20 protein-coding genes are annotated in these 23,524 nt (G+C 38.2%); 2 read left to right on the top strand and 18 right to left on the bottom strand.

The window, feature by feature from the left end:
• Nucleotides 1-90: 90 nt before the first annotated feature.
• The 5 genes from AB1Z56_RS24920 to AB1Z56_RS24940 form a co-directional block, all read right to left on the bottom strand.
• Nucleotides 91-624 (bottom strand): plastocyanin/azurin family copper-binding protein, encoded by a 534-nt coding sequence (locus tag AB1Z56_RS24920; protein WP_075991088.1) that lies wholly within the window; start codon nt 622-624, stop codon nt 91-93.
• Nucleotides 625-800: 176 nt separating this feature from the next.
• Nucleotides 801-2,402 (bottom strand): response regulator, encoded by a 1,602-nt coding sequence (locus AB1Z56_RS24925; RefSeq protein ID WP_309364487.1) that lies wholly within the window; start codon nt 2,400-2,402, stop codon nt 801-803.
• A 22-nt stretch (nt 2,403-2,424) separates the two neighbouring features.
• Nucleotides 2,425-2,985: a chemotaxis protein CheB gene (locus AB1Z56_RS24930; protein WP_205399721.1), complete on the bottom strand. Its 561-nt coding sequence runs from the start codon at nt 2,983-2,985 to the stop codon at nt 2,425-2,427.
• Nucleotides 2,986-3,061: 76 nt separating this feature from the next.
• Entirely contained in the window at nt 3,062-3,799 is a 738-nt protein-coding gene (locus tag AB1Z56_RS24935; RefSeq protein WP_426790441.1) for a CheR family methyltransferase, read from the bottom strand.
• Between the two features lie 17 nt (nt 3,800-3,816).
• Nucleotides 3,817-7,248, bottom strand: coding sequence for a response regulator (locus AB1Z56_RS24940; RefSeq protein WP_309364482.1), 3,432 nt, complete (start codon nt 7,246-7,248; stop codon nt 3,817-3,819).
• Between the two features lie 922 nt (nt 7,249-8,170).
• On the opposite strand from AB1Z56_RS24940, the gene AB1Z56_RS24945 reads away from it, so the two are divergent.
• Together AB1Z56_RS24945 and AB1Z56_RS24950 are read left to right on the top strand one after the other, a co-directional pair.
• Complete coding sequence (locus tag AB1Z56_RS24945; protein ID WP_309364479.1) at nt 8,171-8,689, top strand: KdsC family phosphatase; 519 nt, start codon at nt 8,171-8,173, stop codon at nt 8,687-8,689.
• Between the two features lie 2 nt (nt 8,690-8,691).
• On the top strand, nt 8,692-9,270 hold the full coding sequence (locus AB1Z56_RS24950; protein ID WP_309364476.1) for a Maf family protein: 579 nt from the start codon (nt 8,692-8,694) through the stop codon (nt 9,268-9,270).
• A gap of 55 nt (nt 9,271-9,325) precedes the next feature.
• Here AB1Z56_RS24950 and AB1Z56_RS24955 read toward each other — a convergent pair whose 3' ends face one another.
• The 13 genes from AB1Z56_RS24955 to AB1Z56_RS25015 form a co-directional block, all read right to left on the bottom strand.
• Nucleotides 9,326-11,908 carry a TonB-dependent receptor domain-containing protein gene (locus AB1Z56_RS24955; RefSeq protein ID WP_426790442.1) on the bottom strand — a complete coding sequence of 861 codons (2,583 nt, stop codon included), beginning with the start codon at nt 11,906-11,908 and terminating at the stop codon, nt 9,326-9,328.
• Between the two features lie 281 nt (nt 11,909-12,189).
• Nucleotides 12,190-12,609: an HYC_CC_PP family protein gene (locus tag AB1Z56_RS24960; RefSeq protein WP_309364472.1), complete on the bottom strand. Its 420-nt coding sequence runs from the start codon at nt 12,607-12,609 to the stop codon at nt 12,190-12,192.
• Between the two features lie 377 nt (nt 12,610-12,986).
• Complete coding sequence (locus AB1Z56_RS24965; protein WP_309364470.1) at nt 12,987-15,452, bottom strand: phosphocholine-specific phospholipase C; 2,466 nt, start codon at nt 15,450-15,452, stop codon at nt 12,987-12,989.
• 184 nt (nt 15,453-15,636) lie between these two features.
• Nucleotides 15,637-16,398, bottom strand: coding sequence for a tryptophan synthase subunit alpha (trpA, locus tag AB1Z56_RS24970; RefSeq protein ID WP_309364468.1), 762 nt, complete (start codon nt 16,396-16,398; stop codon nt 15,637-15,639).
• Between the two features lie 3 nt (nt 16,399-16,401).
• Nucleotides 16,402-17,586 (bottom strand): tryptophan synthase subunit beta, encoded by a 1,185-nt coding sequence (trpB, locus tag AB1Z56_RS24975; RefSeq protein ID WP_313268148.1) that lies wholly within the window; start codon nt 17,584-17,586, stop codon nt 16,402-16,404.
• Nucleotides 17,583-18,209 (bottom strand): phosphoribosylanthranilate isomerase, encoded by a 627-nt coding sequence (locus tag AB1Z56_RS24980; protein WP_426790443.1) that lies wholly within the window; start codon nt 18,207-18,209, stop codon nt 17,583-17,585. Before AB1Z56_RS24980 ends, trpB begins: the two co-directional genes overlap by 4 nt.
• Before the next feature lies 1 nt (nt 18,210).
• Nucleotides 18,211-19,200, bottom strand: coding sequence for an anthranilate phosphoribosyltransferase (gene trpD, locus AB1Z56_RS24985; protein ID WP_309364463.1), 990 nt, complete (start codon nt 19,198-19,200; stop codon nt 18,211-18,213).
• Nucleotides 19,201-19,544: 344 nt separating this feature from the next.
• Nucleotides 19,545-20,012 carry a hypothetical protein gene (locus AB1Z56_RS24990; RefSeq protein ID WP_426790444.1) on the bottom strand — a complete coding sequence of 156 codons (468 nt, stop codon included), beginning with the start codon at nt 20,010-20,012 and terminating at the stop codon, nt 19,545-19,547.
• Between the two features lie 151 nt (nt 20,013-20,163).
• Nucleotides 20,164-20,385: a DUF2795 domain-containing protein gene (locus AB1Z56_RS24995; RefSeq protein ID WP_028072584.1), complete on the bottom strand. Its 222-nt coding sequence runs from the start codon at nt 20,383-20,385 to the stop codon at nt 20,164-20,166.
• Nucleotides 20,386-20,507: 122 nt separating this feature from the next.
• Entirely contained in the window at nt 20,508-21,266 is a 759-nt protein-coding gene (locus tag AB1Z56_RS25000; RefSeq protein ID WP_309364458.1) for an ABC transporter ATP-binding protein, read from the bottom strand.
• The gene (locus AB1Z56_RS25005) at nt 21,248-22,039 is read right to left on the bottom strand and encodes a lysophospholipid acyltransferase family protein (protein WP_309364456.1); all 792 of its coding nucleotides are present in this window, start codon (nt 22,037-22,039) and stop codon (nt 21,248-21,250) included. The genes AB1Z56_RS25000 and AB1Z56_RS25005 overlap by 19 nt, the downstream gene beginning before the upstream one ends.
• A gap of 65 nt (nt 22,040-22,104) precedes the next feature.
• Nucleotides 22,105-23,022, bottom strand: a complete 918-nt coding sequence (locus tag AB1Z56_RS25010; RefSeq protein ID WP_426790445.1) for a substrate-binding domain-containing protein — start codon at nt 23,020-23,022, stop codon at nt 22,105-22,107.
• 2 nt (nt 23,023-23,024) lie between these two features.
• On the bottom strand, nt 23,025-23,495 hold the full coding sequence (locus AB1Z56_RS25015) for a DsrE family protein (protein WP_309364452.1): 471 nt from the start codon (nt 23,493-23,495) through the stop codon (nt 23,025-23,027).
• Nucleotides 23,496-23,524: the final 29 nt, after the last annotated feature.

The raw sequence follows: 23,524 nt of genomic DNA on the forward strand, positions 1-23,524 counted from the left end.
GCACCTCGGGGAACAATGAATCGGTGCCAGTGGGGGTATGAAATTGAAAAAAGGATATTCATATTTTGAATATCCTTTTTTATTTATTAGTTATTCTGCAACAATTTTTCCTTGCATAACACCATAGTGTCCAGGGAAACTACAGATAAACGTATAAACTCCTTTTTCAAGTGTAAAAGTGATTTTATCAGTTTCTCCTGGTCCCAATAATTTTGTGTGGGAAACAATTGAAGATAAAGCTGATTTTGGAATATATTCGTCTGCAGCAGCTGCAGCAGCCTCAGCACCAAAAGTTGGAAGGTCAACACCTGGTTTTAGGATAACTACGTTATGTCCCATGGATTCTTTTGGCATAGTACCTGCATTTTTGAAAGATAATTCTACTGGCTCACCCGCTTTTACACGGAATAAATCCTTATTATATTTCATTTGATCGTTACCTTCTAAAGATAAGCTGTTGGAAATAGCCACGTTTTCAATTCCAGGCACTGTTTCTGTTGCTTGGCTTTCTGTTGAAGTTGTCGCTTCTGTACTAGTTGATTTTTCAGACTTGTCACTGTTTCCACCACAAGATGCAATTGATAAAGCAACTGCAACTGCTGGTATCATAAAAAGTTTTTTCATTTGAATGATTGTTTGTTTATCTTTTATTTATTGTAGGCATTTCCGCAGCCTTTAGCGGTTTAGTGATGAAGTTATGACGAACGTAATCCCTTTGTGGATGCACGTTCATGAGAAATAACATCAAAACATCTTGTTTATGTTCTAAAATTAATGATTTCATTGATAAATTGAAACTATCATTTCAATTTTGACAATAAAGTATCAATTGTTTTATATAATTTGATAGGATCGAATGGTTTTCCGACAACTTCATTGGCTCCAGCATCGAGCGCTTCCTGTTGTTCGGCTTGGAGCACAGAGGCTGAAATGGAAATAATCGGCATGTTTGCGATTATCGGATTAGTGTTTCGACGTATTTCCTTGATCGCTTCAAAACCACTCATGAGCGGCATATGGGCATCCATAAATACCAGGTCAATTTTTTTCTTACTGATTTCCTCTAATGCAATGAGGCCATTGGTCGCCAAAGTGATTTCGCAATTCCAACTTTTGAGGATATTCGCCAGCATAAAGCTGTTTAATTCATTGTCTTCAGCAATGAGAATCATCGGGAAGTTGAACTTGGGTAATTCCGTATAAAGTACTTGCGTTTCTTTCTCTACCGGTTTGTCTTTGATTTTGTCAAAGGTACATTCAAAGGAAAATATGCTTCCCTTACCGTATTCACTCGATGCAAAAACCCGACCGTTGAGCAGTGCAGCAATACGTTTTACAATCGCAAGACCTAATCCTGTACCGCCAAATTTTTTGGTGATACTATCTTCTCCCTGTTCAAACGCAATAAATATTTTTTCCAGGGCGTCTTCTACAATGCCGATCCCCGTGTCTATAACCTGAAACCGTAAACAGATGCTATGGTTATCCTCTGTTAAAAGCTGAATTTTTAAGACAACAGAACCTTCCGAGGTGAATTTAAAACTATTGGAGATAAAGTTGGTCAATATTTGTTTCAACCGTAGTGAATCTGTCAGAAAATAACTTGTGATCCGATCGTCTACATCAATTGAAAAATTCAACCCTTTGTAGTTGGCTTTATCAATAAATAGGTTGTTTAGATCATCTGTGATATCGTGCACTGATGTAGACTCCATGTTAAGTTTCATCATACCTGAGTCGACTTTCGAAAGGTCTAATATGTCGTTGATAATAGTCAACAGATTTTGAGAGGCAGAGTCCAGTTTATTGATCCAGTTTTCTTGCTCTAAAGTGAGCTGAGAGTTTTTTAGCATTTGTGTAATCCCCATAATGCCGTTAATTGGCGTCCGTATCTCATGGCTCATATTGGCTAAAAAGGTTTCCTTGGATTTCCGAGCAAGATCGGCCTCTTCTTTAGCTTTGAGAATGGCCTGTTTTGATTCTTCTAAGGCAATGTTTTTCTCTTTAATTTCCTGCTGTATCAGTAATTGCTGAACAAAAGATTTTACTTTTGCGATGGTCGCTTCCGGGTTTAGCGGTTTATATAGATAATCTACAGCTCCGCTATTAAGTCCCTGAATAAGGTATTTGTCTTCTTTTGAAATCGCTGTTACCATAATCGGGATAATATGGTTTGTTTTCGGATTCTTCTTTAGGAAGGAAACAAATTCAAAACCATTGATATCTGGCATTTGTACATCAACGAGCGCTAAGTCAATGTCCTCTTTCCAGCAGATTTTTAAAGCTTCGTTAGGATCTGTGCTCGTCACTATATTTATATTTTCGATATCCTCCAGCAGTGCTGTAAGACTGATAATATTTTCAATTTTATCATCGACAATCAATATATTTATCTTCTTCATTATAGCAAATCTAAATACAATTTTAAGTCAATTGCTTGATGTAATCTTTTATTTCTTGAATGGTCAAAATGCGTTCCTGTGCATCGAGTTGAATAGCTGCTTCGGGCATGATGGGAACTTCAGCAGTCGCAGGGTCTTGTACAAATGTCTTCCCGCCGTACCGTTTTATCATTAATAATCCTTGTGCACCATCCTGATTCGCTCCAGAGAATAGGATAGCTGTACAATTTTCTTTATATATTTCGGCCACGGATTCGAAAGTCACATCAATTGATGGTCTTGAGTATTGAACAGGTTCTGAGATATCCAAAGAAAAGCTATAATCTGGTTCAACTAAAAGATGATAGCCAGCAGGGGCAAAATAAATAGTCCCATTTTCTATTGCTTCCTTATCATCTGCAGTTTTTATTTTTTGAACAAGCGCTTTGGAAAGTGTGTCCTCAATACTAGAAGCATATTTAGGGTTTCTGTGTACAATGACAATAACTGGTATGCGGATCGGTCGTTCCAATGATTTTAGGATATTTAGAATCACACTAAATCCGCCTGCAGATCCCGCCAACAAAAGAATTTTTCTTTCCATCACTACTACCCAATTTTTTGGTAAATATTCTGTTTTTTGTTTACAATCTTGAATTTAGCGGCGTCTTTATAATTAATTAAAGATTTTTCGCACCCAAACATAGGAAACCCAGATGGCAAAGCGAGTGATAGAATAAATCTAGGACTTTATTTTGCAATTCAGTGTCAAAATAGATCAATACATTGCGGCAGGTAATCAGTTGAAATTCATTAAATACGCCATCAGAAACAAGGCTATGCATGGAAAAAAGCACATTTTTTTTAAGGCTATTATTAATGGTGGCAGCGTTGTACATTGCTGTATAATAATCCGACAATGAGTTTTTTGGTTCTGTTTTAATAAAATTTTCCGAGTACTCTTTAACTTTTGCAAGAGAATAGATCCCGCGTTTTGCCTTTTCTAACACTTTGCCGTTAATGTCGGTACCATAAATAAATGCACGTTGGTAAAGATTTGCTTCTTCTAATAAGATGGCCAGCGAATAAACTTCTTCGCCAGTAGAACAGCCTGCGCTCCAGAGTTTTATATGTGGATAAGTTGCGAGATAGGGAAATACATCCGTTTTTACAGCTTTATAAAAATCAGGATCCCTAAACATTTCAGTCACATTAACTGTAATTTCCTGTAGGAAATAGGTGCTGAATCCTGGTTGATTGATTAAATTAGACTTTAGCTCTTGTAGATTGAGCTTGTTGAGTTCCATTATTCTGGTCACACGTCTTTTTAGGGAGGCTCTTGTATAACCAGACACATCATAGCCGTGGAGATTTTTGACTATATCAATAATTTCTTCTAACTCTTCAAAACTTATCATTGCCACTATTTTATCGGTTAACTCAGCCATACGCGCATTAGGGATATTAATTTGTCAACATCAACCGGTTTACTAATATAATCGTTTGCTCCAACAGCAATTGTTTTTTCTCTATCACCTTTCATTGCTTTCGCTGTCACAGCAATAATAGGAAGGTTTGCAAATTTCTTGTTTGCCCTTATTTTTTCAATAGCCTCATAACCATCCATAACGGGCATCATGATATCCATCAAGACAAGGTCAATTTGTTTATTTCGTTCAAGAATATCTAAAGCTTCCTGACCATTGTTGGCAATTTCAATGTTCATATCATAGCTTTCAAATGCGGTACTAAGGGCAAAAATATTCCGCATATCGTCATCTGCTAGTAATACTGTTTTGGAAGCTAAATTGTTCTCAGCAATTACAGAGGACCCTGAGTGATTGAACATCGTGTATTCGTGCTTATTGCTGCGAATTTTATTTAAGAATAAATTAACTTCATCAATCAGACGATTATTTGATTTAGCGGACTTAAGGACCATTGCTTGGCTGTGATGCAAAATTTCGGAAGTCTGCTCCGTAGTGAGTTCCATTGCCGTATTGATGATAATGGGTAAATCCTTAAATTGATTGTTCGATTTGATTTCATTCAGGAGCTCAATGCCTGATTTGTCAGGGAGATTCAGGTCCATAATGATGCAGTCAAACAATTTCTCTTGATCTAATAAATCGAGTGCTTGTCTCGCATTGAAAGCCTGAAATATCTGAATATGCTGTTCTTCTAAAGATTGTTTGATAAAATCGCTTTGGATTTCCTGATCTTCCACCAGCAGAATTTTTTTCAATGGATGACTAGTCGATGCTTTTATTTTTAAGAATGTTTCAGCCAAAGATTCTTCTGAAACGGGTTTAGCCATAAATCCAATGGCTCCGGCAGAAATAGGTTCATCATGTAAAAATGTTCCTGCCGACATCATGTGCACGGGGATCTCCTTTGTGCTATCAATTTTTTTGAGGTTACGAAGAACTTCCCAACCATCCATTTTAGGTAACATGATATCTAAGATAATTGCCGCAGGTCGTAAATTTTGTGCCTTTTGTAAACCATCTTGCCCATCATAGCTGATGTATACATCGTATCCATTTTGTTCGGCGTAGTCTTTTAGAATATCTGCAAAAATAAAATCATCCTCAATAATCAGAAGTTTATTGTGTTTTCCATCGTTGTCTATCGACTTCGTTTTTTCGACTATAGGAGATTCTTTCGGAATTTGCGTTGGCGGATTGCTTTCTTTTTCGATAGATGCTACTTTCGGGACTGAAATTTGAATTTCCTGTTCTAGCGGGATGCTAAAGGTGAAGATACTACCATCACCAACCTTACTGGATAAGCTTATTTTCCCTTTTAATAAGCTAGCAATTTCGCGGCATATCGATAAGCCGAGACCAGTGCCGCCATATTTACGGCTAGTTGAACCATCTTCCTGTTTAAAAGCATCAAAGATTAGCTCTTGTTTTTCAGGAGCAATGCCAATACCGCTATCTTTAACCGTAAAAAGAAGATTTTCTGCTTCAGCTTTTATTGCTAAAGAGACTTCGCCCTTTTCGCTTGTAAACTTGAACGCATTGGATAATAAATTCTTGAGGACTTGTTGTATACGATGTTCATCGCCAATGAATTCCTGCGGTGCATTTACGTCGACATCGAGTAAGAAGTGAATATTTTTCGACGCTGCGGTATCACTGAAAAAATCTTTAATATAATTGAGAAGATAGTTTGTGTTGATACGTTCTTTTTGGACTTCAACTTTACCGGATTCAATTTTTGCTAGATCCAACAATTCGTTAATTAAATGTAGTAGATCTGAACCTGCACTATGAATAACAGAAGCATATTTTATTTGATCCTCATTGAGGTTTTTCTTTTTGTTATCCTGAAGTAATTTGGCAAGAATGAGAATACTATTAAGTGGTGTCCGCAGTTCATGGCTCATATTGGCCATAAATTCAGATTTATATTTGCTAGACAGCTCTACTTCCTCTATTTTTTGGGCTATGGCCTGACGGGCTTTTTCTAGATCTGCATTTTGTGCAAAAAGCAATTTTGCCTTCTCGTCCAACTCATTATTGGTTTGGATAAGTTCTTCCTGCTGTACTCTAAGCTCTTCCTCAGAAGCCTCCAACAAATGTGTCTTGTGGATTAACTCCTCATTGGTTGTTCTCAGTTCCTCCTGTTGAGTCTCTAATTCCTCCGTTTGCTGTTGAAGTTCCTCATAAAGATCGGCAAGCTTTCCATGAGTTTGGGCTACTTTGATGATAACGGCAATGTTATCTTTTGCTTTATCCAAGAAGTTAAATCGCAATTGCTCGTCCTTCTCATTGATAATGGGACAACAAATTTCCATGAGACCGACACAATGGCTTTCATAAGAGAAGGGGACAATATAAATATCAGCTTCTAAACGATCGGATAAGGAGGTTTCTAAGATAAGATGGTTGTGGTCAATATCTTTTATTTTAACGACCTTATGATTGTTTGCGACTTCGCCCAGGATACCATCGTTTTCCTTAAATGTTCGTTTGATGTACTGTGTCGCAGAAATGCCAATTTTATGGCAAAGCTGATATTCCTGATAGTTGTCATCGAAGATATAAATAGTCCCACCTAATGCTTTTGTCGTGGAAGCAATAGCATGTAAGCTTATTTCGGCAATTTTCTTGTCTGTATAATCACCGCGTAACTGTTCGTCGATGCCATTAATAGCATTCAAAATCCAGTTATCACTGTTGGTCTGGTCTTGCAATAGTTGTAGGCGGTTATTGGATTCTTGTTGACTTTTCACTGTAGATCTCAGAAATCTAGAGATCGAGGAAATTTTAGCGAGAATATAGAAGAACCCACTTAAGCCAATGGCGATGAAAAGGTAAGTAATGTACTGGGCCAGTTGCAGTTCATTTCTAGATTTTTCTAAGAGTCTTGCCCGTTGGTCTAATAGATCTCTCGACATGAGATCGATCTGATTTAATATCGAGGCCTTTCGTTCGTGAATATTATGGGATATGGATTGAGTTTCCTTTGTGTGATCGATATCCTGCTCAAAGTCGTAAAATGCAACGATATCTTTGCGGATGTTTTCAGTGCTGTTTGGCTGAACATGATAGAAATCATCTTTCAAACTTAAAGATCGCAACAGTTCGTCCATTTTTTTTAATTCCATTTTATAGGGAATAAATAGTGAAGCGTCTTTCTTATTCAGGTAATCAAGTTTGATGTCATTTACTTCGTCTACACTTGATTTAATTTCATTAATGATATTGAATCTATTTTCGGCAACACGAACAATACTTCGCTCGTTATTTAAATTATGATGCAGCGATATGAAAAAATATAGGGCTGAAAGGAAGATAAGCGAAAAAGAAATTATCACTCCTATGGTAATTTGCTTTCTATAATTTTTTCGATCCATGTTAGAATGAGTTTATCGTTTACTTTTCTGTAGGTATTGTGTTTCGATGGTACCTGGGGAAAAAGATATATGTAAAATAACAAAAAAACTTGCTATTCCTAAAATAATCAAAAGTCAGAATAGAAACAAACCTACAAACAGTCAAGGGAGATCCCAAAATAATCGATTGCCGCGCAATAGTGATTTTTTGTTGCGTAAGCGTAGCTCATATCATTTTTTGTCTTTTAATTCTTCATTGGAGCAACTTGGGATAAAGTAGTGATCAAATTCGGTCTTCTAACAGTGCTTATTCAGTGATTGTTCAGTGCTCGTTCAGTGATTGTTCAGTGATCACTCAGTATAGACTGAATAACCAGTGACTGATCACTGTCTAAAAATTGATTGAAAATTGTGATTAGGTTTAAGTTGATATGCAGATGTATCAGCTCTAATAATGATCTTGATTGTTTATAATCAGGTAATTATCAAAAAGTCAAATCTATAAAGTAGAAGAAGAAAAAATACTTATAAAAACAAAACCCTGATGATGGGCACCAGGGTTCGTTACTAACCAATTATAAACCTAAATTATGAAAAGACTCTTTAAGGGCTTCTAAACTAAATTAGTTGCCGTATTTTGCCGTGAAAACTAAAAATGATTGTTTTTTAAATCTTATGCAAGTTCCAAGCAAATAACTTCCTTGATTGCTTGCTGTTAGTGTTTCATAGCCAGATAACCTTTAATTATCTTCTACAAAGATACGGTAAATATACAGTAGCATCCAAATATTTTTGAGAATAAGTTGCTAATACAACTATGTTGTGACATGCAAATGATATTTTGGCGAATCTGAATAATTATCTGACAGACCTGTTCGGATAGATCGATATCGTTACTCGAATAATTACCCGAAATGCCTTACTTTTACAAAAATATATTTTTATGGTATTGACCGAATTTAAATCAATAAAGGCATTTGTACTGGATGTTGATGGTGTATTGACTGATGGTACAGTGCAAGTGAACGAAAAGGGGCATCAGTTACGTACATTTAATATAAAGGACGGATATGCTATGCAATTAGCAATCAAGAAAGGTTATCCTATTTTTATTATAACAGGTGGGGGATCGATTGGTGTAGAGCTGCGTATGAAAGGGCTGGGCATCCAAGAAGTACATTCAAAAATTGCCGATAAACTTTCGAAAATGAAAGAACTTGCGCGTAATTACAAGTTGGAGTTGAGCCAGTTAATGTACATTGGCGACGATATTCCTGATTTTAGTTGTATGAAATCTGTCGGCTTGGCTGTTTCTCCTGCGGATGCAGTAGAAGAAATCAAGAAAATTTCACATTACGTGTCTGCTTTTGGTGGCGGGAAAGGCGTTGTCCGTGAATTGATCGAAAAGGTCATGAAAGTGCAGGGGAACTGGTATGAGGATGAAACTGTAAAAAGTATATAAAGATGTTGGAAAATCTAAAAAATAGAACAATTATATTGGGATCTCAATCCCCAAGGAGAAAACAGCTATTAGCAGGGCTTGGGTTGACCTTCGAAGTCGAGGTAAGGGAAACGGCAGAGTATGTAGATCCAAGTTTGTCCGCTGCTGAGGTTGTTCGTCAAATTGCTATTTGTAAGGCTGAGGTATTTGAGGATAAAAGAGATAGTTTGGTTATCTGTGCTGACACAATCGTTGTATCAGATAAGGGAGAAATTTTAGGCAAACCTAAAGATGAAAGAGAAGCTAAGCTGATTTTAGCTCATCTGTCCGGGAAAAAACATTCGGTTCTGACTGCAGTAGCGATTTCCTGGAAAGGTGAGATATCCACTTTTGTCGAAACGACAACAGTTTATTTTTACGAATTGGATCCAAAAGAAATCGAGCATTATGTCGCTGCATTTTCACCTTTGGATAAAGCAGGTTCGTATGGAATACAGGAATGGATCGGCCTGATCGCAATAGAAAAAATCGAGGGTGAATACAATAATGTGGTAGGATTGCCAACGGCAAAGCTTTATCAGGAATTGAAAAAATTAAAATAAAAAGGTGGCTTTTTGCAATGCCACCTTTTTTGCACTTGATTTTTTTGCTTGGTTATTACTTGATGAAATAACGAATACCCGTATAGAACATGCGTCCTGTTAAAGGTCCCCAAAGCATCGATGTGTCGAAATAATTTCCAAAGGGTTGATCCGCTGCAAGGATGGGCACTTTCTGAAAATAATTCGATAAGTTTTCTCCGCCAACGTAGACCGTGAAGTTTTTATCTTTTCCAAAAGTCTTGCTGATTTGAGCGTTCATTGTTGCATAAGCTTTCGATGTTGTCGACATTTGATATTCAACAGGATTCTCTGCCGTTGACGGAATGCGTTTTTGTCCAACAACATTTAATGTATAATCCAGACTCCAGCCGGAATGATGATTGTAGGCTAGATTAACGAAACCCCGGTGTTTGGCCAATAAAGGTTTAGTCTTTCTCCCGTTTTCAAAGTCTGTTTGTACATCAAGTAATCGATAGGCTAATCTTGTCTCAAAATGCGGTGCTGGCATAAAACGAAATTCTGTCTGTAGACTATTGGAGAAGGATTTCCCTGTCAAGTTATAGAAATTAATTTCTCTCGGATTTTCATAATCTACTACTACCTGATTGGAAAAGCTATTATGGAAAAATTCGACAGATGCCGAAGCCTCGCGTCCAAAGATTCGCATACTTTGGTCTATAGCAAGGCCGCTATTCCATGATACTTCTGGTTGTAGGCCATAAGCTTTATCATATATATCAGGTGATTGAATAATTAATTTTCTACTACTAGCCAATACTGCCGTATTTTCCGCAAATATATTTGCTGTACGCTGACCTCTTCCTGAACTTGCTCGAATTGTGGTCCCTGAAATAGGAGCATAACGTAGATGTATACGTGGTGTTGTAAACCAGCCGTACAACGAGTTGTAGTCTTGACGGAGGCCAACGATGGCATCAAATTTTTCCGAAGGACTATAGGTATATTCTGCAAATGCCCCGGACACAATTTCTTTACGTTTGAAATTTTGATCTTTTAAATACCATTCGTTGTAGTTGTCATAATTTATCGAAGCTCCAACGCGATATTTATGAGCGACTGTACCTATAATATCTTGAAATAGGAGGTTGGCATAACCATTTTGTTGCTCCGAATCGTAGTTGTTGAGTCCAAAATAACTTTTTTGATTGTAGTTTGATCCGGCGAGCTGAAGACCGATACTACGGTGCTTGTTTTCAGGAAACACGTAGCCAATTTTAGCAAAACCTTCTACACGTTCAATATCAAAGCCTAGGCCATAACGGTTGGTCGTACCCTTATCAGTCTTTTTATTAAAATCAATCTGCCCACCAGTACGGTCGTCATTGAGATATTTTACTCCAAACTGGACCATAAGTCCTTTTCCATTTTCATAAAACCAACGGTTCACGCCAGAGAATAGATTGCCAACTGGTACATCTCTAAACCCGTTGTGGCTAAAATTCATAGACTTATTGTACATAAAATTATCGTGCAACAAAACCGCTGTCGACCAGTGTTGACCAATTTTTTGGGAAAGGTTTAAGTTGACGTCAGTACGCCCCATGTTATTAGCATAGGCGTTAAAAAACAATCTTTCCGAATTTTGAGGTTTTTTCAATTCAACGTTGATCTGTCCGGCCATGTTTTCGAATCCGTTGGCTACAGAGCCAATACCTTTTGCGATTTGAATTGATTCTATCCATGTTCCTGCAATAGAATTTAGGCCTAAAGGAGAAGCTAATCCGCGTGGTCCTGGTAAATTTTCAACAGTTAACTGCGTATAGATACCGCTAAGACCTAACATTTGAATTTGTTTACTTCCTGTTACTGCATCTGCGCTGACAACATCAACAGAGGCATTTGTTTCAAAGCTTTCACTTAAATCACAACATGCCGCTTTGAAAAGCTCTTTTCCGGTTAGAACTTCCAATCGAGCTGGCGTCATCCGATCAATGTAATTTGAGCGTCGTGTTCCTTTAACCTCAACTTCCATCAAAACATTCCCTTTTGCTGTAATCATAATGACTTCATGAAGGTCTTTGATGGTGATCGTATCGGATTTCATGCCGACATAGCTCACGACTAATTTGTTAAATCCTTCCTTATGGTCCAATTTAAAAACACCATTTTCTTTTGTCCTTGTATTTTTAGTGGGAAGGTTGGCCCAATGTAAATTAGCTCCAATAATGGGTTTAAGATCTCCCTTTTCGTTTTCTTCAACGACAACGCCAGTAACTGTATGTGGATGATCATGGTTATCAGTTGTCAAAACTTTCTTTTCGGGGATCTTTCCATTTTCCAATCGTGGGTACATACAACATTCATGGAGTTTAGCATAGGATTCCTCGTTCGCAACCAGGTTGTCTACATCATGGCCAACCTGGGCAATATTTTTTTTGATGGACTCCAATTGAACTTTTTGAGGATTGTATTTGATCTGTAATAAGTTGTCGCCAGCATTCCAAACAGCCGTTTCTACACCCGGCATTTTTGCCGCCGTTTCAATACGTTTTTTACACATGGCGCAGTTTCCAGCTACTGTAAGTGTTGCAGTACTGTCGGTTTGTGCCTGTACAAATGCCAGAAAAATTAAGGATAAAATGGTGGTTGTATATATTTTTTTTAAAATTTGATTCATCGTTTTAATTAAGAGTAGTCGCTTCAACTAGCATTTATTTTTTACTTTCATGATGTCGCGTAACCCCATTGATAGGGTACGGAACTATTTTTCCAGTTTTATTAATTTTTTTGCAAAGTGATATAAGAGTCCGTTGTTTTTGTTCCGTAACAGGGTACAAAACGATCATTGTTGGGAATAAAGTCTGGCATTAACGAAATATAATGGCAGACAGTTTTTTAAACGATGCGGTCTTAAATCAATTCAGAAAAATGAACTGTAATCAGAGAAAAGTGATGGTATTAAATTCTAAAATTTTGATTGAGAATGAAAACAGGAGGGTTCTGTCTATTGTTGCTCGCAAAATTGGTGTCCTTTAGTTTGGAAAAACCTTCTTCTTCGCCAGAGAACTGATAATCATTAAGTATCCAATGAAGCGTAATTATCGCAGGAGACAGATTATTAAAATCAAGATTTTGTGTTACTCGGCTGAAGTGATCGACTTTTTGTGCTTCGATCTTAACATCTTTACAGCTTCCTGTTTCATGGCAGTGTTTTTGATGCTTTTTTGCAGACTTAGCGCAGAGAGGGCAGTCGGTATTATGACTTTCAGTTAATGATACACTTTTTGTTTCTCCCTGACAAAAATGAAGATGCAACGATGCACCACTTGCCGCGAGCAAATAGAAAAATAAGCCGATAAATAGTGCAATTTTCTTCATCGAAGCAAAAATAGATAAAATATGTAATTTTTTTTTGTAATATTTTGGATAAATGTTATAACTTGTAGTAACAAATGAAAAACCAAAAATTACCAGAGTTATGTATTTATTATTTATCAATCCGGTCAGCTCATATTTATTAGCTATCTTTTTGATTGTTGGGGCAGTTTTATTGTATAAGGGATTCTACCATCTCGTTCGTCGTATACAGGAATAAAATAATATGTTTTATTTTATTTTGAGGTACTTTGTATTAAGTTCAATGTGTACTGACTTTACTTAGCATGACAGGTGTGGACTCGTCAACAAACTTTAACTATTCAGGAAAGAGTTCATAACAATGGGAGCATTTTATTAGATGCTCCCATTTTCTTTGTTTATCGGCTTAATAAGGGATCGCTTTTCCCCGCTTCTCCAAATTCTAAACGACCTGCATATTGTTCCTCGAAGTTTGGATAACCAGTACAAGTGATGCGATAGTCATACCAGAAGTTTTGTTTAGCCAAATCAAAATGTATTCTAATGGATTGCCCGCTTTTAAGTTGGATACTCTTTTTTTCTTGCCCGTAGCTGACGTCCTCAAAGTTAAGTTGTTGGGATATTTTCCCCTCGTTGGTACAAGAAAAAGATAAACGGCCAGTAAATGCCGAATTATTTCTATTTTTTTCATAAGTACAGCGGATCTTTAAATACGGATTATTCGTGTCGCCTTTAAATTCTCGAAAAAATCCATTTGGACCATGAATTTCCAGGTGGTATATGCCATTGTCGAAGGCGTTTAGTGACCAGCGGTCCGTTACACTGTCTCCTGGTGAAACCGCATAATTTCTGGAGGTCCCAACTTCTCCTTTATAAGAAGCAGCATGGTAGACCGTAAAAGGTGAGCCTGCCGAATGTTTGCCAAAAATTTTATTCGACGCCTCAAATGTGACCAAATAATCCCCTTTGGATTGGTACTCTCCATGGACATAGAGCTCATAAGGAAGGATACATGAATCACGGAGTCCTTTTTCCTGTTTCGGGAAATAAGGTGAACTACCGGGATTTTGCTCTATTTGTTTGATCTCCATTGGGCTAAGTGCTTTGAACCCCATAGGAAGTCCTTTGAATTTCGCTTGATGAATTTCTTGGATAAAAGGCTCTCGTTCTAGCACAAGAGGTCTGTTAATGGTTTCGCCATGATAAGCTCGAAATGCTGAAGTCAAGTCTCCGCATACCGTACGTCGCCAACTGCTAATGTTGGTTTCTTTGATATCTTTCTTGATTTTGTTGTTGATAAACTTTTCTAAGAATTGTAAACTGGAGGTATGGTCAAATACTTGTGAATTGACCCAGCCTCCTCTAGTCCATGGAGAAGCAATGATCATCGGTACACGATAGCCAAGACCTATATTGCTTTCTCTTCCGCTTTCAGGATAATATTGCTCATCGCGGCGTACAAATTCTAAATCAGGGTTTATTCCTACAGATACTTTTCCATTGTCTGTTTCATCAGGATTTGGAGCGGTAAAGGGTGCAAAATGATCAAAATACCCATCATTTTCATCATATGTAAGAATAAAGACCGTCTTTTTCCAAACTTCTGGATTTTGCGTTAGGATGTCCATGATTTCACTGACATACCATGCCCCAAACCATGGAGAATCAGGATGGTCAGAAAAGAGCTGTGGCGGTGCTAACCATGACACTGTTGGTAGTTTACCTTCCTCAACATCTTTTCGGAATTGATACAGGACATCCCCTTTTGGGATCTGCAATTCCCGCTGATGATCACCATCCTGATAATGCATTGTTTCCAATTCCATATAATCGGGCTGTGCACTGTTGTTAACAAAAGCGCGACGATGAATATCTTTTGTCCGCTCGTCGAGCTTCTCAAAGTTTTCAGCGGTATATAACTGTAGTTCCTCTTGGATATGTTTGAGATCTATATTTAATTTTTCAAGTGCGTCGGCAGCTGTTGTTTCCTTAATTTTGCGCTCGAGATCTTCTTTTTTTAGTGTTAGGAGCTGACGATAGCGTGGATGATATTTGACTTGATATTGTGGGAAGTACTCCATCGGATTACAGCCAAAATTGGCGAGCCAGCTGTTTGCCTCTCCACTATAACCAGCGCTGCTTGAAGAAATTTCATTTTGATAGATTTTCCAGTCTACGCCTAATTCCGAAAGGCGTTCGGGAAAAGTTGTCCATGTTGCCTTGCCGCTAAACTCGGAATCGCCATTCCAAACCAAGGCCTTTCCTGTAAGATTCTCACGGATATTGGCTGTCCAGAAATAAAGCCTATTCGGATTCGTGCCGGTGATGCTCGAACAAAAGTGTTGGTCACAGATTGTGAAAGAGTCTGCGAGCGAATAGTAAAATGGAATATCTTCGCGACTATAATGTCCCATAGTCAACGGTAGATTCGAAAATTCTTTAAACCCAGAATGTTTTACATCCAACCATTTGTTCATCTTGCCTTTATTGCGTGCATCTGTTTGATCGGTCCAGTTATGTGGGAGACAACCCATCCAGGTAACTTTTGAATCTTTGATATCCAATCGAAAGGGAGCAAATGTTTCGCCGGATTTTTGCGTCTGAAACCAGACCTTATTCCGGTTGGGTTGACGGATAGCTCTAGGATCATTGAAGCCTCTTACACCACGCAGTGTTCCAAAGGCATGATCAAATGAACGGTTTTCCTGCATTAATAAAACAATGTGTTCGGCATCGTAAAACGTGCTACCCAATGCTGGATTAATCGCCATCGCCTTCGCAATAGCAGATGGAATAACATGGGAGATAGAAGCTCCCCCAGCAAGCATAGCCGCTTTCTTTAAAAAATCTCTTCGAGTATCCATGGTTATATCAGTATTGATTTGACTGGCTGCCTATTGCTTGGTTGATCAAGGCAACAAAGTTATTCTCTTCGAAAAATCACATTTTCGAAAACTGTCTTAAAAATAAGAGTTCGATCCAAGAAAAAAAACTTTAGACCGAACTCTTATTAAAGAAATAATGCTTTCCTAATTTTTAACCTGCATGTTAATCTTTGATAGACGAGATAAATGCTGGAATCTGTGCAAGATAATCCGGTTCTTTTAACCTTTTGACAAATGCAGTGCCTATAATAGCGCCTGCAGTATGTTTGCTCGCTTTTTGAAAGGTAGATTTATCGGAGATACCGAAGCCAACGATCAATGGATTTTTTAATTGAAGATCATGTATCCGTTTGAAGTAAGCTGCGGTATTGTCTCCAACATCAAGTGTTTTACCAGTCGTTGCATTGGAAGAGAGTAAATAAATAAAGCTTCTGGAAAGGCTATCTATTTTTCTGATTCGTTCTTCCGAAGTCTGTGGTGTTACAATAAATATATTGGCGATGCCATTTTTCTCGAACGTTTCTTTGTAAAGTTCTTCGTATTCGTCCATGGGTAGGTCGGGTATAATGACACCATTCACGCCCACATTTTTACATTCTTCACAGAATCTCTCAACACCAAATTGAAGGACAGGATTAAAGTAGCCCATTAGAAATACGGGGATGCTAACATGTTTACGAAGGTCGACCAATTGGTCGAACAGCTTTTTTACGGTCATACCATTTGCCAAAGCAATTTCCGAACTGTGCTGAATGACAGGTCCATCTGCGACAGGATCGGAATAAGGAAAACCGATTTCCAAAAAGTCCGCGCCAGCTTCTTCCAATTTCTTGGCAATACTTATTGTGCTGTCCAATGTTGGATATCCAGCTGTAAAATATATCGATAAAAGGGGAGTACCTTCTTTTTTTTCAATTGTATTCATGCCTTAAAAATCAAAGTATTTCATATAATTATCTAGATCCTTGTCACCACGTCCAGAAAGACAGACAACGACAGTCTCATCACCTTTAAAAGGTATTTTTTCCAAATAAGCCAGGGCATGAGAACTCTCAATAGCCGGTATGATGCCTTCTAGTCGGGTAAGCTCAAGACCTGCCTGCATCGCTTCGTCGTCAGTCACACTTACATAGTTACCTCTGCCGGATTTGAATAACCAAGCGTGTTGAGGGCCAATACCAGGGTAATCGAGTCCTGCCGATATGGAGTAAGGTTCTATGACCTGCCCATCTGCCGTTTGCATCAGTATAGATCGGCTTCCGTGTAAAACTCCCTCTTTTCCTAATGCTGTAGTGGCAGCCGATTCACCGGAATCAACACCATGGCCAGCGGCCTCTACCGCATACAATTGAACCGATTCTTCATCCAGATAATGATAGAACATACCTGCCGCATTGGAGCCTCCACCGACACAGGCTAATACCATATCTGGATTTTCTTTCCCTGTTTTTGCTAATAGCTGTTTTTTCGTTTCTTCTGAAATAATGGACTGAAAACGTGCAACCATATCAGGGTAGGGGTGTGGTCCCACAACAGACCCAATGATATAATGCGTGTCGACAGGATTGTTTATCCAATCCCGTAAAGCCTCATTGGTTGCATCTTTTAGTGTTTTGGAGCCTGAGGTTGCCGGAATAACTTCAGCCCCCATCATTTTCATTCTTGCTACGTTTGGAGCTTGACGTTGAATATCAACTTCCCCCATGTACACTGCACATTGTATACCTTTTAGCGCACAAACGGTAGCTGTGGCAACGCCATGCTGTCCTGCGCCTGTCTCGGCAATGATGCGCTTTTTACCCAAGCGTTCCGCTAATAGAATTTGGCCAATGGTATTGTTGATTTTATGCGCTCCGGTATGGTTAAGATCCTCCCGTTTTAAGTAAATCGTAGTTCCATATTTTTCAGAAAGACGCTTGGCATGATATAATGGAGAAGGGCGCCCGACATAATCGCTGAGCAGTTGGTTAAATTCCGCCTGAAAGCTCTCTTCTTCGATAATTTTGAGATATTCTTCACGTAGCTCTTTCACATTTGGATAGAGCATCTCAGGGATATAGGCTCCTCCAAAGGGACCATAATATCCTTTTTCATTGACTTGATATATACTCATTTTTTAATAGTATTTATACTGTGGCTTAATAGCTCAATATCTTTTAAGCCGGGTTCTACTTCAAATTTTGAATTTAAATCCAAAGCATATAGCCGTGGATCATTCCTTTCTAGCGCTGTTTTGATATTTTCGGGATCTAAACCGCCACTGAGAAAATAGGGGTTAGTAAGTTTGTATTGGTCCAATAAGGACCAGTCAAATTGTACTCCTGTACCACCATAGGAACTACTTTTGGTATCAAATAAAAAATAGTCTACAATTTTAGCGTAAGGATCCAGCTGTATCCAGTCAAAGTTTTGATCGACTCCGAAGGCTTTCACGATGGTAACTGCTGATTTTTCTTTCAATTCAAGACAGAATTCCGCAGATTCATTTCCATGCAGTTGAATTGCATTTAGTTGGAATTCAGTTATTTTATCTAGAATTTCTGAAAGGCTGGCATTAACGAAAACGCCGACCTTGCTTAGGCTGTCAAGATCCTTAATGTATGAGGAGGAGCTTTGACCAACATAACGTTTGGATTGATCATAAAATATAAATCCCATATAATCGATGCCCAAGGAGGCTACAGCGGTTATATTGTCGGGATATTTCATGCCACAAACTTTTACTTTGATCGCCATTTTATTTTTTGATTAGTTTTTGGAAACTTCGCAATGCTTTGCCTTCCATCAGTGAACTTTCAGCTTCATAGAAACAGTCGCCGAACGATTTTTCGGGATTAAAGGTTCTAATGGCAAATGCGGCATTGGTCAAAACAACATTGTTCTGCACATCTGTCCCCTGGTTGTTTAATATGGATAAGAATGTCTGGGCAGCATCTGCTATCGTTTCACCTCCAGTCAAGTCTTGCGCTGAGACAGGAGTAAAACCCAGTTCTTCCATGTTGTAGTAGCTCTCTCCTTGATTGTTGATTACCTTAAAATCACCGGTCATGGATATCTCGTCATAACCGTCCAAGGCATGAATAATGGAATATTGTTTGTTGGTATTTTGGTATAGATAACCATACAGTCTTGCTAATTCTAAACTAAATACACCAACAGACTGAAATCTTGGATTCGCGGGGTTCGTCAATGGTCCCAGCATGTTAAAGAAAGTCTTAACGCCCAGTGCACGACGTATCGGGGCAACGGTTTTCATTGCAGGGTGAAACAATGGTGCATGTAGGAAACAGATATTGGCTTCGTCAAGCTGGCGTTGTAGTTCAGACTTATCGTTGCTAAATTGATAGCCTAAATATTCCATGACATTGGATGAACCACAGCTCGAAGATACCCCGATATTACCGTGTTTTGCGACATGGTAACCAGCCCCAGCTGTGACAAAAGATGCTATTGTCGAGATATTGAAGGTATTTTTACCATCCCCACCTGTACCGCAAAGGTCAATTAAATCATAGCCGTTAAAATCCAGCTTGAGGCATAAATCATACATCGCATCTCTAAACCCTCCAAGCTCTTCAACGCGAATACTGCGCATACCATAAGCCGTCATAAATGCCGCAATTTGGTGACTATCATATTTGCCCATGGCAATGTTGGTTAGAATCTCGTAGGCCTCTTGCCGAGAAAATGTCTTGTATTCAAATAAATGCGCTAAAATTTCTTTCATGGTAATTTAAATAAAAAAAGGGCTTACCTTATTTAGGCAAGCCCATCATATCTTGACGTATTAATCAAATAATGCAATAGGAGTTTGCCACAACGTTATTCGTTGTGCCACCACCAAGCTTTATTTGATACAGTTGTTATCATTGTTATTTTTATTAATACAAATATGGTTGATAGAATTATAAAATGCAAGTGTTTTTGTTGAAAAATTTTTAAGAAAGCATCATTGGCTTAATATTGCTCACAAATATACTTTAAAACTAAATCTTGAAAGTATGTATTTATGTCGTCCTGATAATGATATTTACGGAACCGAAAGAATATGACTGTCTAGAGTTGTTGAAATTAATAGAAGACAAAATGGGCTTTATTGTTTCCCTTAGAGACCAAAGTGAAAGAGGCAATTTTTTTATCACGGATAACTGCCGCAAACACAAAACGCTTGAGATATCTGACAAAATAAACTTGCTGTGGATCGATACCTTCGAGATCTATGTCGCTTGTTTCTTTTCTTCCCGCTTGTGCAAAGCTGAGGTATTCCAGTTGGTCTATATCCTTGCTTTGTACATTTATCCTAATTTCATCGATGCTCGCCAATAGGTATTCCTGCAGATCTTCGTTAAGTTTTTTAGACGTGATAAGATCTTGGCTTAAAATAATATCAGTCGCTAAATTAGGATCATTCAAGCGCTGGACAAATCTTTTTAAAACGACAACATAATCATTGGAGATTTGTTGCTCTTGAGCAGATAAGCTTTGGCTGATCATGCAGCTAATAAAAATGAACAGCAATAGCTTTAATTTTGTTTTCATATCTGTAAGACTGAGCTTCATCGAAATGGATTAAAACTACGGAATAAAAACCCTCTTGAACTTATCGGAATAAGCTGTATTGAGTCGTTCCCAAAATGAGTAAGATACCTTTAATAAAAAACGCCTTTTGAATAAAGGCGTTTTTTATTTTTTAGTATTCATCTTCATTGAAGAAGAAATCGTCTTTTGTTGGATAGTCGGGCCAAATTTCTTCGATATTTTCATATGGCTCGCCATCATCCTCAAGAGATTGTAAGTTTTCAATCACCTCAACAGGTGCACCTGAACGAATAGCGTAATCGATTAATTCATCTTTTGTTGCTGGCCATGGTGCATCTTCTAGATGCGAAGCTAATTCTAATGTCCAATACATATAAAAACAATTTAAGTTCTCTATTTTCGCAAAACTATGATTTAATTTAACTTAAGCAAGTAAATTGAGTGTTATTTTTGTGATAATAATATAAGTGTTTGATTTTTAGCGGTATAATATTTTTAAATATTCTCAAAATCACTGCCCTTTTCGTTTAAAGCATTCAGTCTTGGTGACACTGATTTGATATCAGGGTTAGGATAATCATTTTCAATGAGACCATCACGCATGCGTACAATGCGGTGCGCATGCAATGCTATATCCTCTTCATGTGTCACGAGAATGATGGTATTACCCTTGGAGTGAATTTCTTCAAGCAAGCCCATGATCTCAATGGATGTTTTTGTGTCAAGGTTACCTGTTGGCTCATCGGCAAGTATAATAGATGGATCGTTGATCAGTGCTCTTGCAACAGCAACACGTTGTCGTTGTCCTCCTGAGAGTTCGTTGGGTCTATGGTCCATACGATGGCCCAAGCCGACGCTCTCCAGTGCTGCCGTGGCTTTTTCCTCACGTTTAACTTTACTATAACCTGCATAAATTAGAGGAAGTGCAACATTTTCCAGTGCCGTATTCTTTGGTAGTAGGTTAAAAGTCTGAAAGACAAAACCAATTTCCTTGTTTCTTACTTCGGCGAGTTCATCGTCAGTCATATCACTTACGTTAATCCCATTGAGGATGTATTCGCCTCGGCTTGGTGTATCCAAACAACCGAGAATGTTCATTAAGGTGGATTTGCCCGATCCTGAAGGGCCCATTAAGGCAACAAATTCTCCTTTATGGATATTGAGCGTAACGGAGCTTAAGGCGTGAATTGTCTCTGTACCAATTTGGTATTCTCTGGCAATATCCTTGATTTCGATTAAGATCTTTCCTGACATATTTTTTGGAGGTTCTCTAGGTTATGAAAATACGATTTATTCTTCATAATCCAATAGGAATGCATTTTGTCATATACAACTTTCTCTAGCTCTGATGCATTATCATCATTAAAATCTTTCGTCTCTATTGGGTTGAATACATGTATTTTAACAATTCCAGGTCGAGATCCTCTTTTCGAACCGTCATCGAAAAAGATATCCCAGGCATTTTCTATGATAATGGGGACTGTGGGAACGTCATTCTGAATAGCGATTCGAAAGGCTCCGGATTTAAAAGCGTGAATCTGTGGTGGGAAACCATCATCTATTTTTCCTTCTGGGAAGATAACCACACTTCTGCCCTTTCGGACAAGCTCATTGGCACGCTGGAAGGCCTTGAAAGAAGATACTTTACTTCTTCTGGTGACCGGAATATCTATTGTTTTGAAGAAGATACGTGTAACCGGATTTTTAAGCAATGAAGCTTTCCCGATAAATGAAAATGGAGCCGGGCATAAATAGGTTAGGGCTGTTATATCCAAGACGGAAGTATGATTGGGACACAGTACCATGGAACGGTTCCAATCTATTTTTGATTCATAGCTCACCTTAAAAAATACACCAGCTAGGGCCGAACCTCCAACTGATACCCAGCGTCGCATACGGGCGATTCTAGCATAGTTTTTTTCGGGACGTCGTGCTAAAAAATAGATATAAGGGAAAAACAGAAGAAAAACAAGTAGAACACTGATAAAATACCAATACCGATGGAGTTTTTTGAGCAATAGAATCATACAAGCCAAAAATTTTGACCTAAAGTAAAGAAAGAAAATGGATAATTAATTATCCATTTTCTTTTTTAGTCTACTGTGAAACCATATTTCTTGTAAATATTCTTGGCCGTTGGCGAGTCCATGAATTTTAAAAAGTCATCTGCTGCCTGCGTATGTGGCGCATTTTTTAGCTTTGCAGCAACGTAAGTTGCAGTTGTATTTTGCGCATCAGGAATAGTGATCCCTTCAACAGGATGGCCAATTAGTTTTTGGTAAACGACTTCAGAAGCCCAAACGGGAGCCGCATCGGCCTGTCCATACAATACACGCATGGGGCTTTCGCGATGGTGGATCTTGGTTAGATAAGTGCTGCCATCTTTGACCTTATCTTCCATGATTTTCTTGACGAGTTGTTCGCCCCCGGCTTTTCTATAGGATGCTTTGATCTGCTCCCCAATTCCTTCCCATTGGGGATTAGGCATGCTGATGCGAACTTTCTCATTTCCTAAATCATTCAATGTCCTAATATTACCGGGATTTCCTTTTGGAATCATCAGACAGATATTGTTGTAGCAATAAACTTGTGTATGGCTAAAGTAATCTGCCATTTCGTTGATGGCCCTTTTGCTTGCTGTATAAATATCGGGCTTATGTGTAATGCGTAGATTGCCTACTGTGAGCGATCCGCCTTTAATCTGTTTGGCTAAAATCCCTGGTGGCAGCGTTTCAACAAAAATACGTTCATATTGTGGGTATTCTTTTTTGAAAGATGCGAGTAGATCATCGACAACCATAAATTGATTGCCTGCGAAAAAGACTGTAAGCTGCGGATTCTCGATATCACCATATAAATCTGGAATATTATCTATTCCAGGTACGGTGAAATTTAATGCCGATTCTGGTGGATTATTCCAGGGCGGGTCAAAACGATGTTCTTGTGCTTTAATTTCCTGGGCTCCCAATAATGCGATTGTTAGACCAAGCAGTAGAAAATTTCTCCTCATATTTATGGTTTTACGATAATCCAACCTTCATTTGCCCTTAGTATTAATTCACCATTTCCGCTAGGAACATAACCTATAAAATCAAACAGCTCTTCTTTGGCAATATGTTTCTCTTCCAAAGTATTCAGGCATTGGGCTACGATAACACCTTTCTCTACCAGATCCTTCAATGGTTTCTCATATTGACTGTTCTTTTTTAAGTAAGCCTCGGTACCACCAGAAAATGCAACTAATTCAACCTGCAAGTGCCCCTTTAATCGAGGGTCCTTCAAGACATTGTTAATATTACGGATTGCTTTTTCAATTGTTTTTGGATCATTACTGTCCAACTGATAGATGGCTTTATAAGCTTTTTTCTTTGCAACAGCACCAGTGTATTGATGATTATTGAGCAACAATTTATTGTCCTGTGCTTTCGCTTGAATAGTCATTATCGCTAAGAGAATACAAGCGATTGTAAATTGTTTTTTCATATTTATTATTGATTTAATGGGGTGTCTAT

Source organism: Sphingobacterium sp. WOUb80, from assembly GCF_050058145.1.
In the GTDB taxonomy this organism is placed as follows: domain Bacteria; phylum Bacteroidota; class Bacteroidia; order Sphingobacteriales; family Sphingobacteriaceae; genus Sphingobacterium.